Source organism: Kribbella sancticallisti, assembly GCF_039530625.1.
In the GTDB taxonomy this organism is placed as follows: domain Bacteria; phylum Actinomycetota; class Actinomycetes; order Propionibacteriales; family Kribbellaceae; genus Kribbella; species Kribbella sancticallisti.
This window is the reverse complement of sequence record NZ_BAAAOS010000017.1, coordinates 300,569-314,860: the sequence shown is the minus strand read 5'-3', so window position 1 is coordinate 314,860 and position 14,292 is coordinate 300,569. Positions and strand designations below refer to the sequence as shown.

Below are 14,292 nucleotides of genomic sequence, written 5' to 3'. Positions count from 1 at the left end.
CCGCCACCGTAACCAGCACCCGGGGTCCTCAGTAGCGTTGGACGCCGTCCCACGATTGACGGGCCTCCATGCCAGTGTTCTGATTCCCGGACCCGCTCGCCAGCGCCAGGCCGAAGGCGAGGACGGCCAGGGCACAGGCGATGGCCCGGACATTGTTCGTCGGGTTCCACTTGGCCAGATAGTTCTGCCACTCGGCGGCACCCGCCGCCGAGGCCGGATCGACCGCGGCCAACTGGTCGTTCAGCGGGATGTTGACCGCGAAGCTCAGCACGATCACCCCGACCAGGTAGAGCGCCGACCCGGCCAACAGCCACCACTTGCCGGGGCTGTCCCGCACGAATCCGAGGACCGCGAGCGCCAGGCAGACGAACGCAGTGCCGACGAAGAAGAGCAGGAACAGCGGGTTCTGGATCCGGACGTTGATCAGGTTCATCGCGGCGGCCCCCTGGCCGGCCGGCATTCGCTGCAGCGAACCCATCACCGCGGTCCCGAAGGCGAAGAACAAGCCGCCCATCAGCGCCGTTCCGACCAGTGCCGCCAAGGTGAGGACCTTGGTCATACCGACCACACTCCTGTCTTCGCGGTCTCCCGCGCCCAGTCGGCGAAGTCGCGCGGCGCCCGTCCGAGCACCTGCTGGACTCCGTCCGAGACGTACTCCGAACGGTGGTTGCGGATCACCGCGAACAGATCGCGGACGGCCTCGGCGTCCTCCTGCGTCAGGCCGAACCCGACCATCTCCGCCACGTGCTCCTCCGGCTCGAGATCGACGTAGCTGATCGGCCGGCCGCTGGCTGCCGACAGTTCGGCCGCGACCTCGGTCAGAGTGAGCGTGCGCGGTCCGGACAGCGAGTACGTCTCGCCGGTGTGCCGCTCGTCGAGCAGCGCGGCCGTCATCACGTCGCCGACATCGTTGGTGTCGATCCACGCCTCGGCGCCGTCGCCGGCCGAGAGCCGGATCTCCCCGGCCATCACGTAGTCGTACATGAAGTCCTCGCTGAACCCCTGCGCGAACCACGCGGGCCGGATGATGGTCCAGTCGGCGCCGCTGTCCTTGACCGCGTGCTCCAACTCGAGGCCGCTCTCGTAGACGGCGAACTCGCGGCCCGGGCTGCCGACGCCACGGCCGGACAGCAGAACCACCCGGCGCAGGCCTTCGGCGGCCGCTTGCTTGATGAACTCCCCGGCGGCCGCCAACCCGGTCGGCCCGACCGGCGGAGCCAGGTACGCCGTCTCGGCGCCGGCGATCGTCGCGGGCCAGGTGCTGTCGTCGTACCAGTCGAAGCGCTGTTCGCTGGACCGGGAAGCCAGCCGGAACGGGACGCCGCGTGCTTCGAGTTGCTCGGCGACGCGGCGGCCGGTCTTGCCTTTACCACTGAGGATGAGAATCGGTGTCGTTGTCATGGCTCAAGTTCATCGCGATTCAGTGAGACAAACCATGGTTGTCTGGCGCAATTCGATGTCTGTGCGTCTCAGCTCGGGGTAGCATGCAGGCATGGACGTGCTCGACGACCTGCTGGCCGGCACCCGTGCGCGGGGCGGCGTCTTCAACCTGACGATCATGGATCCGCCCTGGGCGCTGCACATCGTCGACGAGGCGCCGCTAGCTCTGGCGACCCTGGTCCGCGGCTCGGCCTGGATCGTCCGCGACGGCATCGCCCCGGTCCGGATGGAGCAGGGCGACATCGCCGTACTCCGCGGCCCCGAACCGTACGTCGTCGCCGATGCCCCCGGCACCGAGCCGCAACTGCGGATCCACCCGGGCGGCATCTGCGAACCGTTGCCCGGCGCACCGATCGACTACAGCGCCCGGCTCGGCGTCCGGACGTACGGCGGCCGGCCGGAGGGCGAGGCGATGGTTGTCAGCGGCACCTACCAGTTGGAGGGCGACGTCAGCCGCCGGCTGCTCGCGGCACTGCCCCCGGTGCTCGTGGTGCCGGCCGCCGACGTCGCCGGGCACGTGATGGACATGGTGCTCAGCGAGATCCAGCGGGACGAGCCGGGCCAGCAGTCGGTGCTCGACCGCTGGCTCGACCTCGCGCTGATCACCACCTTGCGCGCCTGGTTCGCCCGGCCGGAATCGCACGCACCGGGCTGGTACCAGGCGCAGAGCGATCCGGTTGTCGGACAGGCTCTGCGCCTGCTGCACGAAGACCCGGCGCATCCGTGGTCGGTCGTCGAGTTGGCCGATCGGACTGGCGTATCGCGCGCGAGTCTGGCCCGCCGGTTCAGCGGACTGGTCGGCGAGGCCCCGATGGCTTACCTGACCGGCTGGCGGATCACCCTGGCCGCGGATCTCCTCCGGGAGACCACCGACACGGTCGAGTCGATCGCCCGCCGGGTCGGCTACGCCAACGCCTTCGCCCTGAGCGTCGCCTTCAAACGAATCCGCGGCACCAGCCCCACGGCCCACCGCCGCTCAGCCACCGCCGCCTAGGGCCCGAGGCTCCAAGCACCACTGGATCAGGCGGTGGTTGCGTCAATGAAGGCGAGCGCCTGCGGCCAGGCAAGCTGGAAGGCGTCCGCGTTCACCGCCTTGTCGTGCCGCCCGCGGTCGGAGAAGCCGTGGTCGGCGCCGGGGAAGAACTGCGTAATGGTGGCGCCGGTGGACCTGGCCTGCAGCGCGGTCTGTAGGGCCTCGAAGTCAGCCACCGGTACGCGGGTGTCGGCGCCGGGGTAGCTCACCAGCACCGGTGCGGTGATCCCTCCCACTTCGGCGATCGTGTCGTACGAGTGCTGCGGCGCCAACTCGGACGGGGTGGTCGGATGGAACGCGACCACCCCCGTCGGCCGGTGATCATGGGCTGCCAGCAACAGGGCGAACCGCCCACCCAGGCACCAGCCGATCACGCCCGCCTTCGCACACCCGAGTTCACCGAGCAGGTGATCGAGAAGGGCGGCCTGCTCGTCCAGCGCGGTGTCGTCGTCCTTCTTGAGCAACAGCCCCGACAACTCGTCCACCGTGGAGTTGTCGGTACTGCGGCCCTTGAACGGGTCCCACACCAGTGCGGTGATCCCGCGACCGGCGAGCTCATCCGCCCATTCACGGATCTGCTCCCCGATCCCGGTGATCATCGGCAGCAACAAGATCCCCGGACCGCCCCCGGAGCCCTCCGGCTTCGCCAGGTATGCCCCGAGCTCTCCCACCCGCACCGTCGCCGTCTCGATCATGGCCCGCACCCTAACCCCTCACCGAGTCCTCGACCGGTTTTGTTGATACATCACCAAAGCGAAGTACCATCGTTGTAGACACCCACTCCTGGGAGCCTTTGCTACGGATCGTCCGGCACGTACCTGCCGGCGAAGGAAAGAAGGAAGCGCGACATGGCAACTGTCTCGTTCAAGGGAGCCACCCGGGTCTACCCCGGCACCGACACCCCCGCCGTCGACAAGCTCGACCTGGACATCCAGGACGGCGAGTTCATGGTGCTGGTCGGACCGTCCGGCTCCGGCAAGTCCACCGCCCTGCGGATGCTCGCGGGACTGGAGGAAGTCAACGAGGGATCCATCTACATCGGTGACCGCGACGTCACCGACCGGCCGCCGAAAGAGCGGGACATCGCGATGGTGTTCCAGAACTACGCGCTCTACCCGCACATGACGGTCGCCGACAACATGGGATTCGCCCTCAAGATGCAGGGCATCCACAAGGACGAGCGGGCCAAGCGCGTCGCCGAGGCGGCCAAGCTGCTCGGCCTGGAGGAGTACCTCGAGCGCAAGCCGAAGGCCCTGTCCGGCGGACAGCGTCAGCGCGTCGCGATGGGCCGCGCGATCGTCCGTGACCCGCAGGTGTTCCTGATGGACGAGCCGCTGTCGAACCTCGACGCCAAGCTCCGGGTCCAGACCCGCACTCAGATCGCCGAACTCCAGCACCGGCTGGGCGTCACCACGGTCTACGTCACCCACGACCAGATCGAGGCGATGACGATGGGCGACCGGGTCGCGGTCCTGAAGGACGGGCTGCTGCAGCAGGTCGACACCCCGCTGAACCTCTACGACGCCCCGAAGAACCTGTTCGTGGCGGGCTTCATCGGCTCCCCCGCGATGAACCTGATCGAGGCCGAGATCGTCGACGGCGGCGCGAAGATCGGCGACTACGTGGTCCCGATCGAGCGGAAGTTGCTGGCCAAGGCCGGAGCCGACAAGACCCTGATGCTCGGCATCCGCCCCGAAGCGTTCCGCCTCGCCGACGAGGGGTTGCCGGTGAAGGTCGCTGTGATTGAGGAACTCGGCTCCGACGCCTATCTCTACGGCAGCGCCGAGCACACCACCGGTCAGCAGATCATCGCTCGCATCGGAACCCGCATGCACAGCGAGAAGGGCGCCATCGTCCACCTGGCCCCCCAGCCCGACAAGCTCCACCTCTTCTCCACGTCCACCGAAGAACGCCTCACCGCCTGACTAGTAGCGGAACACCTGTGTCGGCGAACTGTTGCAGTTGGCGAGGGTGACCTGCTCAGCGTTGGTCTTGCCGGCGGCCGAGAGGCAGAGCTTCGGTTTCGTGGTGGACTTGATCCTGCCGTCGGTGCCGATGGTCCACTTCTGGGCCGGATCGGTGCTGCTGCAGATGTCGGTCCGCAGCGGGGCGCCGACCTTGAGGTTGCCTCCCGGTACGTCCGCGCAGACCCCGAGCGCGCGCAACGTTCCGTCAGCCGGATGCGTCCAGCGCTGCGCCTGGGTGCCGTTGCAGTCCCACAGCTGGATCTTGGTGCCGGGCAGGATCGAGCTGTGGTCGATGTCCAGGCACCTGTCGCCCGGTCCGCTGACGGTGAGCCGGATCGGCGCCGGTGCTGCTGGGGCCGTCGCGGTCAGCCGTACCGTCCGCGCCACCGACGGCACACCGTTGCTGTCGACAACGAACAACATGTAGTAGCCAGGTGGGGCGAGGTTGACGCCGGCGGGTGAGCTGATGGTCAGCGTCGTCCCCGCGGCACTGAACGAGAGCGGCACGTAGCGCTGCCCCTGATCGTCACCATGGGTCGGCGCACCTAGCCCGACCAGCCCTGCCTTGGCGATCGAACCGGCCTCCGGCGAGGTCACCGAGAACGTGCTCCCGTACGACGCGGTCGCCGGAGCCGACGTGATCGCCGGACGAGCCGCGGGCTGCCCGTCGGCGCCGTACAGGTAGGGCGGGGTGAAGTACTCGATGTTCTTCTCGAGATAGCCGACCCGCTGGCATTCGCCGCAGATGCCGCCGCCACCGGTCATGACCCGGCCGTCGGGCAGCAGGAGCGCGGTCGAGTGGTACTGCCGGATCCGGTTCGCGGCGCCGAGGGTGCGCCACGTCCCCGTCTCGGTGTCGTAGAGCTCAGCGGCGTACACGGGACTCGCCAGGTTGACGCCGCCGTCGGTCGTCACGGCGGACATGCCGCCGGTGGCCAAGGCGTCACCGTCGGCGAGAACCGTCAGGTTGTGCTGCCGCCGTCCGGTCGACATGGATCCGGTCGGCAGTGCCAGCGTCGGACCGTTGGAGTCCACGATCACCGCCGTGCGAGTAGGTACGCCGACCTTGCCGTCCTCGGCGACGATGCCGCCGCCGGCCACCAACGTCTTGCCGACCCGGACGGTGGCGAAGCTGGCGTAGTCGCGGTTGATCAGGTCTCGGACGGACGTGCCCAACTGGGCGCCGGCCGCGCTCGTCTGGAGCGTGCGCATGACCGCGCCGGTCCCGACCAGGTCGACGTTCCCGTCCGGTCGGACGGTGAGCAGCGGGTACAGCCGGCTGGACGGTGTGGTGAACCCGGTCAGCAGCCGGATCCACTGGTTGGTCTGCTGCACCTCGGCGTTCTCCGGTCCACCGCCCTGGATCAGGGCTTCCTGGTTCGGCAGCGCCGTCACCGACGGGTACCAGCGCTCGGCGGCCATGTCCGGGCCACGTCGCCAGGTCTCGGTCCGCCAGTCGAACAGGTGGGTCTTCCGGATCCCGTTCAGCGACGTATCGCGGTTGCCGCCGGCAACGAGGACGGTACCGTCGGACAGTTGCGCGTAGCCGGCGCAGAAGATGTTGTAGCCCTGTACGTCGACCCGCTTGCTGGTGTTCGTCACCGGGTCCCACACCGCGGCCCGGGTGAACGACTGGTCGCTGTACGACTCGGCCGGCCCCTCGCCGACGGAGTCCCACATGAGCACCTTGCCGTTCGGCAGCGTGGCGTTGAACACCGGCACCACGGGGGAGTCGATCACACCGCTCCAGGCACCGGAGACGGCCGGGTCGGCAGCCGCGGCGATCGCATCGGCCACTGCCTGCTCCTTCGGCGACCGGCGGCCGGGGCGCTGCCCGGTCTGCCGGGTGACCTCGTCGGACCGGGCCTTCGCGGCGCGCTCGATCTCGTTCATCGGCACTCCGACGAGGTCCTCCGCCGCGTGATCGTGGTCATGGCTGTGATGGTCGTGCGCGGCCGCTGTCGGAGGCGGATCCTGTGCGGTTGCCGGTGCGGCCACGGCGAGAGCCAGCACCAGCGGTACGACGGCGGCGACGGCCGCCCGGGCACGCGAAATCCGTGAGTGCATGACAGGTTCCCCCCTGCAGCAGACGCGATCATGGCGAACGATCACTGCGGTCAGCGTCTGCCATCCGCGGTACGCCGTCAATCCTTGGTGAGATCACGATCCGCGACCGTCACGGCCCGGGTCGCAGTGCTCACCCGGCGTACAGCGAAGATCCGATGACCGAGAGTGAGAGGTGTTCTCGGCTTTGGCGTCGTCTCGCAGGCCGGCGCCACCCTCGAGCACGACGAGCACAGCGAGATATCCGTTTGACCGCCTGCCGCCCGGTCGCGTTTGCTCGGGTGGGTGACGATCGACCGCACCAACCCCCCGGCTTTGCATGCCACGCCCGGCTACCACCACGTGACCAAGGTCCAGGCCGACCACTTGATCTTCCTGGCCGGCCAGTGCCCGCTTCAACCGACCGGAGAACTCGCCGAGGGCGGGCTCGCGGGTCAGACGGATCAGGTCATGCAGAACATCCTGATCGCCCTCGAAGCCGCCGGCGCCGGCCCGGGCGACGTAGTACGGACGGTCATCTACGTCGCCAGTCCGGTGCGTGAGGATCTCGCCGCGGTCTGGACTCAGCTGAACGAGTCGCCGCTCGCGCCGGCGTTCACCTCCGCGAGCACTTTGCTGGGTGTCGCGCAACTCGGCTTCCCTGGTCAGTTGGTCGAGATCGACGTGACCGCTGCCTTGTCCTAGCCTCCCTACGGCCTGCGCTGGTCCGCGGGCCGGCTACGCGGTGATGAGGCCGATGCCGAGGGTCAGCACACCGACAGCCAGGGACAGCGCACCGAGCCAGAGGACCCAAATGAACTGGTTCGGCTTGGTGCGGTCCTTGCCGGCGGACGAGGCGAAGAAGCCGCCCGACATCACGATCGCGGCGATCGGGATGGCCAGCCGGCCGACCCACAACCAGAAGCCGTCGAGGCTGGTCGAGTCGACGTAGAGCAGGCCGACCAAGCTCAGGATCACCAGGACGCCGGCATGCCCGTGCCCGGCGCGGGCGAACGACTTCTGGAAGTCCGTCATCGGTACGTCACCGCGGACGATCTTCGTCAGGAACCAGCCGCCGAACTGGATGGTGACGATGGTGAGCAGGATCGCTCCGGCGATGCTCCGGGACGGGTCGCTCAGTTCCATGAGTGCTCCTTCTTCGAGGGCTTGTTCTTCGAGGGGATGGCTGCGGCGAGCGCGCGGCGTACCGGCGTACTGTCTGCTGATCTGGCTGCCCACAGCGCGACGCCGATGTAGAGAATCTGCTCGGGGATCCGCTGCCAGAGCGGGCTCGGCGCCTGGCCGTTCGCGAACGACACGTCGGCGACGGCCTCGTAGATGTTGGCCGGCAGCATGACGACGAAGAGCGCAGTGAGGCCGATCCCGGCTGCCCATCTCGTTGCCGTCAGCACCAGACCGAGCGCGCCCAGCAGTTCCAGTACGCCGGTCAGGTAGACCAGCGTGTCCGGGAACGGCAGGAAGGGCGGCACGATCCGGACCATGTCGGCGTGGTTCGGCATCACGGTGACGCTCGCCGGGACGAAGTGCGCGCTCGCCGTCAGCAGCAACATGACCGCCATCCCGTGCGCGGCACTCACCGGCCAACTCGCGAATCTACGGACGCCGAGCGCACCGAGCGCCCGGAAGCCCAGCGTCGCGATCACCAGGACCAGAACGACGATCATCAGCTTCCCTCTCTTGTATGGATAGTGCGGGTATCCGTTTATGGATACTGCTACTATCCATCACAGTCGAGGGGAAGGCAAGCGAGATATGCGGATCGCTGAATTGAGCCGGGTCTGCGGAGTTCCGGTGCCGACGATCAAGTACTACCTGCGGGAGAACCTGCTGCCCCCGGGCAAACTGACCAGCCCGAACCAGGCGTCGTACGGCGAAGCCCACGTCCGCCGGCTCCGCCTGATCCGTGCCCTGGTCGACCTCGCGCAGGTCCCGGTCGCACGCGTGAAGGAGGTGCTGGAGGGCCTGGACTCGGACACCATGTCGCTACACGACCAGATCGGCCGCGCCCACCGCGCGATCACCCCGCAGCGCCAACTCACCTCGACCACCGACGCCCAGGAAGCGGCCGCCGCCCAAGTCCAGGCGCTGATCGAGTCACGCGGCTGGTCGATCCACCCCGACGCCCCCGCCCTCACCACCCTGGTGGAGACGATCGCCGCCCTCCGCACCCTCAACCAGGACCACCTGGCCGGCTTCCTCGACTCCTACGCCGACGCCGTGGAGAAGTTCACCGAACTGGAGGTAGCAGCCGTAACCTCACGCCCCGACCACACCACCCCGGACCAGATCGCCGAAAGCGTCATCATCGGCACCATCCTCGGCGAAACCCTCATCTCCAGCCTCCGCCTCCTGGCCCAAGAATCCATCTCCGCCAAACGCTGGAGCGCTGCTTCGACAGACACCCCACCGCACTAGGCGACGGGCCGCTGGAGAGACTGACCCCTTATGAGACTCATCTGTCAGTCATCCCGGACGAAGAGCTATCCAGGTGAGAGCTGGCTGTGGCAGGGTCCGAACAACTTCCGGGTGGTGGTGGACCTCGGGCACCGCGAGGTCGACCTCGGCTTACAAGCGTCCTCTTTCGAGCCAAACGTTCTCGTGTTGACCCACGACGATGCCGACCACGTCGGTGGAGCGACCGCGTTCTTCGGTGCGTACCGTCATCTGGCTGGGACTCACCGCACTGCAGTGAACCCGCCCGAGGTGTGGCTTCCGCTCGATTGGTTTCACGTTGTGCAAGCGCTCGCGCGACTCACTGAACGCCCGAACCGGCGGGAAGACGAAATGCGTCGTAGCCAGGTCGAGGCGGCCACCTCCGAGGCAGGACCGATCGACGAAGACACCGGCGCTCTGCGGATGCTGCTCGGCGACGCACATGAGCGCCGCAATCCTCCGGCGTCTGAGGAGCCCATCGCGCAAGGGCTGTTCGACGAGGTCGACCAGTATCCCGAGGTCCTCGGATTGCCCGAAGAGATTGTCTGGGGTGTGACAAGGTGGTTCGAGCACGAGCGCGGAGACATCCGTCCCTGGGACGAGAAGTTCCGCCCCACGCAGTTCCGTGGGGAAGCACGTGACCGGATCAGCACCAGGGTCGAGCCAGTGATCAAGGCCCATCGAAAGGTCATCTCGGCCGGCCGTCAGGGTGCGGGCAAGGACAGTTGGCTTGGCTCACACGGCGCGGTTGCGCAACGCGTCGCCGAGTCGGCGGAACGAATCGCCGGCATTGTGCTCGCCGCCGATGAGATTGGCTGCCGGTTTCGTTGGTTCGACGTCGATCTGGCGAGCGCCCGTCGATTGCCCTGCTGGCCCTCAGAGGGACGCCCCGGCCTGGTCACCATCCTCAACGCGATCGAGGTTGAGCCTCCGCCACCACCTCCCACGGACCCGGCGTTGGCACTGACGCTCGCCGCCCGGCTTTCTGTTCAGAACCGCCGCGCGCTCGTGACCTATCTCTGGCCGACGGCGCCCTCGCCGTACGACCCGTGGGATCAAACCAGCGGAACGGATGGAGTGCTCATCTGGAGCGATGCCGAGGGATCGGTCGCCGGATGTGAACCGACGACGGGCATGGTTCCGTGGCGGACGGTTTCGGTGATGTCCGCACCTCATCACGCCTCGTCGGTCTCAGCCCACGAGGCCATCTGGCGTCATCGACCACCGAATATCAAGGTCATCCTGAGCAACAACAAGGAACCAGACAGCCCGTACTTCCTGAGTCTCCCCACGGCGCTCCGCGACTGCACGCACTGCGGGGCGCGGCGACACGACACACCAGTCGGCGGGGAGTCGGCGAGTTGGCCCCCGGCTGATGGCGTACTGCTCGCCGGTGTGTGCTCCAGCACCCATCGCTAGCCGTCGTGGGCCATGTCTACGAAGCGGGAGTAGTGGCCTTGGAAAGCTACGACGATGTCGGCGGTGGGGCCGTTGCGGTGTTTGGCGACGATGAAGTCTGCTTCGCCGGGGCGGGTGGACTCGCGTTCGTAGGCGTCCTCACGGTGGAGGAGGATGACGACGTCGGCGTCCTGCTCCAGCGAGTTATGGGTGGCGATTCCTTCGGCGACGAAGTTGTGGGTGCCCATCACTGTGGCGTCATAGACCTCTTGATCGCCAAGGCTCTCGATCGAGGTGATGGTGTCCCAGAAGATGTCGTTGGTGGCGAGGACCTCGAGGTCGGCGCTGTCCAGGACCGCGGCAACCTTGGCCAGGCGTTGCCGGCTCGGCGCGCGCTTCCACGTCGTGGAGCCGCAGAACTGGGTTCCCATCGCCGCTGCGAACTCGCGATGCGTCATCTTGCGCTCGGTCAGAACCTCACGAACCTCGGACCAGACGTCCCTGGGAATCGTGTCGAGGTTCGTGTTGCTCCGGACTCCGCGCAGGGCGGTGGCAACCTCCAGCGCCTTGAGCCCACGCAGGCCGTGCACTCCGATCTCGTCGCAGAAGCGCAGTTGGTTCTCGACTCCGTAGATGTACAGGTGGTACGAGTCCCGGTAGCCAGTCTTCTTTGCCGTCTTGATCCGGCTGAAGATGTTGTAGCGAAGGAGGAGGCGGGCCAAATCGTCGACCAAGCGGCGGCTGGTGGAGGCGTAGTAGATGCGGCCCTGGCCGGCCTTGGAATCCCAGCGGACTGAACCGTCGGTTGCCCAGAGGTGGCGGATAAAGGCGCCGACCTGTTCCTTGGGGAGGCTGAAGACGCCTTCGGGGATGAACTTCTCGTGGTTGCGCAGACCGAACAGGCCGAACTCATCGAGCCAGGCGGCAATCGGGTTTCGCTTGCCGCGGGCGAGACGGTACGGCGCCGGCAGGCGAAGGGTCGTCACCCGGGCAGCGGCATACTCGTCGCGGACCGGATTGATGCCGAAGCGTCGCTGAGCCGCTGACGCCACGGCAGAGAGGTTTTCCTCGTCGATGCTCGCGTACCGGATCGGCTGACCCTTCACGAATGAGCCGTCACCGAGCATGTGCGCCAGCAGAGTGACCTCGTCGTTGTCCCATGGCTTGAGGTTGAGCGGCGGCGGGATATGACGAAGCGAACCCAGCCGCGTCCCCGGAACCAGTTCACCCAGCGGCTTCCATCCGTCGTACGTGAGGAACGGATGGTTCGCTGTCGCCTTGATCTCACGCCCGGAGGCAAGCTTCAGCCTGAAGACCTCCTTCACGCCGCTCGGGAAGACATGCGTCATCGTCCGCGGAACCAGCTTGAGGCGATCGTCGAGCGACCAGACCGGAATGTCGCGAGCATCGCCCGCGAGCAGCTCGCCGAGGGAGATCTCGGCGCCGGTGTCCGCCCGCATCAGCCGCGTGTCCGCGGTCAGGCAGCCTGACTCGCGGAGGTCGGAGGCCATCGGGCGCTTGTCGGAGCGTTGCTCGGAGCCTCGGTTCAGCTGGCAGATGGCGATGACGGGGACTTCGAGTTCCTTGGCCAGCAGCTTGATCGAACGGGAGAACTCCGACACCTCGAGCTGGCGGGACTCGACCTTCTTGCCCGACGTCATCAGCTGCAGGTAGTCGATCACGATCAGCTTCAGGTCATGGCGCTGCTTGAGCCGGCGGGCCTTGGCCCGGATCTCCATCATGGTGAGGTTCGGCGAGTCGTCGATGAACAGCGGCGCCTCGGACACCTCGCCCATCTTGCGGGCCAGCCGGGCCCAGTCCTCGTCCGTCATCTTGCCGTTGCGCATGTGGTGCAGCGGCACCTTCGCCTCTGCCGAGAGCAACCGCATGGTGATCTCGTTACGGCTCATCTCCAGCGAGAAGACGCACGACGTCAGCCCGTGCTTGATCGACGCCGACCGCGCGAAATCCAATCCCAAAGTGGAGTTGTGGGTCGGAACCATCGATCGACCGGCCAGATACAGGTGATCGTCGTTGGTCACCTCGACGCACCGAACCGGCACGCTGTCGATCCGCCGGACCTTCTTGATCAGCCTATTGCCGATGCGGATCGTCGAAGCGGGACGACGCTCCTTGTGGGTGATCATCTTGCGGGACAACTTGAACACGTCGTCGACTGTGCTGAAGGTGAGAACGTGACCGATCGATGACTCGGCCGTCCTGCCGTTCACGACTCGCGTCCGGTGACCACACTTGTAGCCGAGGCTGACGATCAACTCGTACACGTCGAGCGCCAGCCGCTCGTTGGTCAGGGTGATCTGGCAACTTCCGGTCGGGTTGACCGTCCCGTCCGTGTCGAGCAGGCCCGCGAGCAGCTCACGCCGCTGCGATTCGGACGACCGCAGATACTCGGCCGGAATATGCTTGTCGCCGAGCACGCCGAGCTTCCGCAGTACGGCCTGGACTGTGCCGTGGTCACTGTGACAAGCCTGGCAGCGGGCTCCGCCGGCGTACGCGTTTCCGCAGTCAGGACAGGTCGAGGCGGGGACGGGCGCGGACAGGAACCGCGCCTTGCCTCCACAGCTTTGACCGCAGCTACGAACATCCTTGGTCTGCGGCAGGAACGTCTGCCCGCAGACGACGCATGAACGCCGAGCTCGCTCCTCCCTCGGGAACTGCAGCGAGTAGTTCAGGCCACTCTGCTGACGCACCACCAGGCCCGTCGACTCGACGAACAGAGCGACCTCTGGATCGGCCGAGGTGAACCGAGCGCTGGCTGAATGGCCGTCGCCGAGCCAGACACCCAACGCGTACGGAGGCAGCGGCAGCTGAGCCACGGGCAAATCGAACGCGGCCGCGTTGTCGATCGAGTGGTTGACCCGCTGCTCAGCCCCCGGGCAATGCACGGTCTCAGCGATCTCGGCAGTCGTCCTGATCTCTGCGAACCGCGTCTGGTTACGGTGCCGGCGGTACCCGGTCTCGGCGTTCCAGCGGGACTTGCGGGAGGCGCGCGTCTCGGTCAGCCACTGGTGCTCGGCGTCTGCGACGAGGGTGCTGCCGTCGGAGAACGTCAGCTCGAAACACGGGCGGTCATGCATGACGTCGGTGGCGGCGACGACCTTCGTGGGCCGGCCATCGGCGCCGATCAGCTCGTCACCTACGGCGACCTCACCCATCGTGGTCCAGCCGGTAGGCGTCGGCAGCGGGGTGTCGAGCGCCAGCGCCTTCCCCATGGCCGGACGGGCCGCGACGATGATCATCTGGCCGGGGTGGAGGCCGTTGGTGAGTTCGTCGAGGTCGGTGAAGCCGGTCGGTACGCCGACCATCGCGTCGCCGCGGGAGTCGATCGCCTCGATCTCGTCGAGGGCGCCCTCCATGATGTCCTTCAGCGGCGCGTAGTCCTCGGTGGTGCGCTTCTCGGTGACCGAGTAGATCTCCGCCTGCGCCTGGTCGACGACGTCGTCGACCTCGCCCTCGCCGGCGTAGCCGATCTGGACGATCTTGGTGCCGGCCTCGACCAGGCGGCGCAGGATCGCCTTCTCCCGGACGATGTGCGCGTAGTACCCGGCGTTGGCGGCCAGCGGGACGGAGGCGACCAGAGTGTGCACGTACGGCGCGCCGCCGATCCGGGCCATCTCGCCGCGCTTGGTCAGCTCGGCGGCGACGGTGATCGCGTCGGCCGGCTCACCCCGGGCATACAGGTCGGTGACCGCGTCGAAGACGATCTCGTGCGCCGGCCGGTAGAAGTCGGTGCCGCGCAGCGTCTCGATGACGTCGGCGATCGCGTCCTTGCTGAGCATCATCGCGCCGAGCACGCACTGCTCGGCGGCCAGATCCTGAGGTGGGGTGCGATCGAAGCCCATCTCGGGGTTGCGCTCTTCGTTCCCGCCGCTCTGCCCCCCGCGGAACTCCGCAACGCTCACTCGTCCGACCTCCTCGTCCCACGACCCGCACCGA

General features: G+C 67.3%; 12 protein-coding genes. 5 read left to right on the top strand and 7 right to left on the bottom strand.

Annotated elements, in window-relative coordinates:
- Positions 1-28: 28 nt before the first annotated feature.
- Positions 29-559 (bottom strand): anthrone oxygenase family protein, encoded by a 531-nt coding sequence (locus ABD255_RS09155; RefSeq protein ID WP_344211854.1) that lies wholly within the window; start codon positions 557-559, stop codon positions 29-31.
- Entirely contained in the window at positions 556-1,401 is an 846-nt protein-coding gene (locus tag ABD255_RS09150) for an NAD(P)H-binding protein (RefSeq protein ID WP_344211852.1), read from the bottom strand. The genes ABD255_RS09155 and ABD255_RS09150 overlap by 4 nt, the downstream gene beginning before the upstream one ends.
- 91 nt (positions 1,402-1,492) lie before the next feature.
- Here ABD255_RS09150 and ABD255_RS09145 point away from each other — a divergent pair, with 91 nt between their 5' ends.
- A complete protein-coding gene (locus tag ABD255_RS09145) occupies positions 1,493-2,434 on the top strand; it encodes an AraC family transcriptional regulator (RefSeq protein WP_344211850.1) in 942 nt (313 codons plus the stop codon).
- Between the two features lie 26 nt (positions 2,435-2,460).
- On the opposite strand, the gene ABD255_RS09140 is transcribed toward ABD255_RS09145, so the two are convergent.
- Complete coding sequence (locus ABD255_RS09140) at positions 2,461-3,168, bottom strand: dienelactone hydrolase family protein (RefSeq protein WP_344211848.1); 708 nt, start codon at positions 3,166-3,168, stop codon at positions 2,461-2,463.
- 153 nt (positions 3,169-3,321) lie between these two features.
- Between ABD255_RS09140 and ABD255_RS09135 the strand changes: the two genes are divergently transcribed.
- Positions 3,322-4,398 carry an ABC transporter ATP-binding protein gene (locus tag ABD255_RS09135; protein ID WP_344211846.1) on the top strand — a complete coding sequence of 359 codons (1,077 nt, stop codon included), beginning with the start codon at positions 3,322-3,324 and terminating at the stop codon, positions 4,396-4,398.
- On the opposite strand, the gene ABD255_RS09130 is transcribed toward ABD255_RS09135, so the two are convergent.
- Entirely contained in the window at positions 4,399-6,507 is a 2,109-nt protein-coding gene (locus tag ABD255_RS09130) for a galactose oxidase-like domain-containing protein (RefSeq protein ID WP_344211844.1), read from the bottom strand. It lies immediately after the preceding gene.
- Between the two features lie 282 nt (positions 6,508-6,789).
- Here ABD255_RS09130 and ABD255_RS09125 point away from each other — a divergent pair, with 282 nt between their 5' ends.
- Positions 6,790-7,188, top strand: coding sequence for a RidA family protein (locus ABD255_RS09125; protein ID WP_344211842.1), 399 nt, complete (start codon positions 6,790-6,792; stop codon positions 7,186-7,188).
- 33 nt (positions 7,189-7,221) lie between these two features.
- On the opposite strand, the gene ABD255_RS09120 is transcribed toward ABD255_RS09125, so the two are convergent.
- Positions 7,222-7,629 (bottom strand): hypothetical protein, encoded by a 408-nt coding sequence (locus ABD255_RS09120; RefSeq protein ID WP_344211840.1) that lies wholly within the window; start codon positions 7,627-7,629, stop codon positions 7,222-7,224.
- Positions 7,620-8,168, bottom strand: coding sequence for a DoxX family protein (locus tag ABD255_RS09115; RefSeq protein ID WP_344211839.1), 549 nt, complete (start codon positions 8,166-8,168; stop codon positions 7,620-7,622). Before ABD255_RS09115 ends, ABD255_RS09120 begins: the two co-directional genes overlap by 10 nt.
- Before the next feature lie 40 nt (positions 8,169-8,208).
- Here ABD255_RS09115 and ABD255_RS09110 point away from each other — a divergent pair, with 40 nt between their 5' ends.
- Together ABD255_RS09110 and ABD255_RS09105 are read left to right on the top strand one after the other, a co-directional pair.
- On the top strand, positions 8,209-8,919 hold the full coding sequence (locus ABD255_RS09110) for a MerR family transcriptional regulator (RefSeq protein WP_344211837.1): 711 nt from the start codon (positions 8,209-8,211) through the stop codon (positions 8,917-8,919).
- A gap of 111 nt (positions 8,920-9,030) precedes the next feature.
- The gene (locus tag ABD255_RS09105; protein ID WP_344211835.1) at positions 9,031-10,356 is read left to right on the top strand and encodes a hypothetical protein; all 1,326 of its coding nucleotides are present in this window, start codon (positions 9,031-9,033) and stop codon (positions 10,354-10,356) included.
- Here ABD255_RS09105 and ABD255_RS09100 read toward each other — a convergent pair.
- Complete coding sequence (locus ABD255_RS09100; RefSeq protein ID WP_344212338.1) at positions 10,353-14,198, bottom strand: replicative DNA helicase; 3,846 nt, start codon at positions 14,196-14,198, stop codon at positions 10,353-10,355. The two genes, ABD255_RS09105 and ABD255_RS09100, sit on opposite strands and share 4 nt — an antisense overlap.
- Between the last annotated feature and the right edge of the window lie 94 nt (positions 14,199-14,292).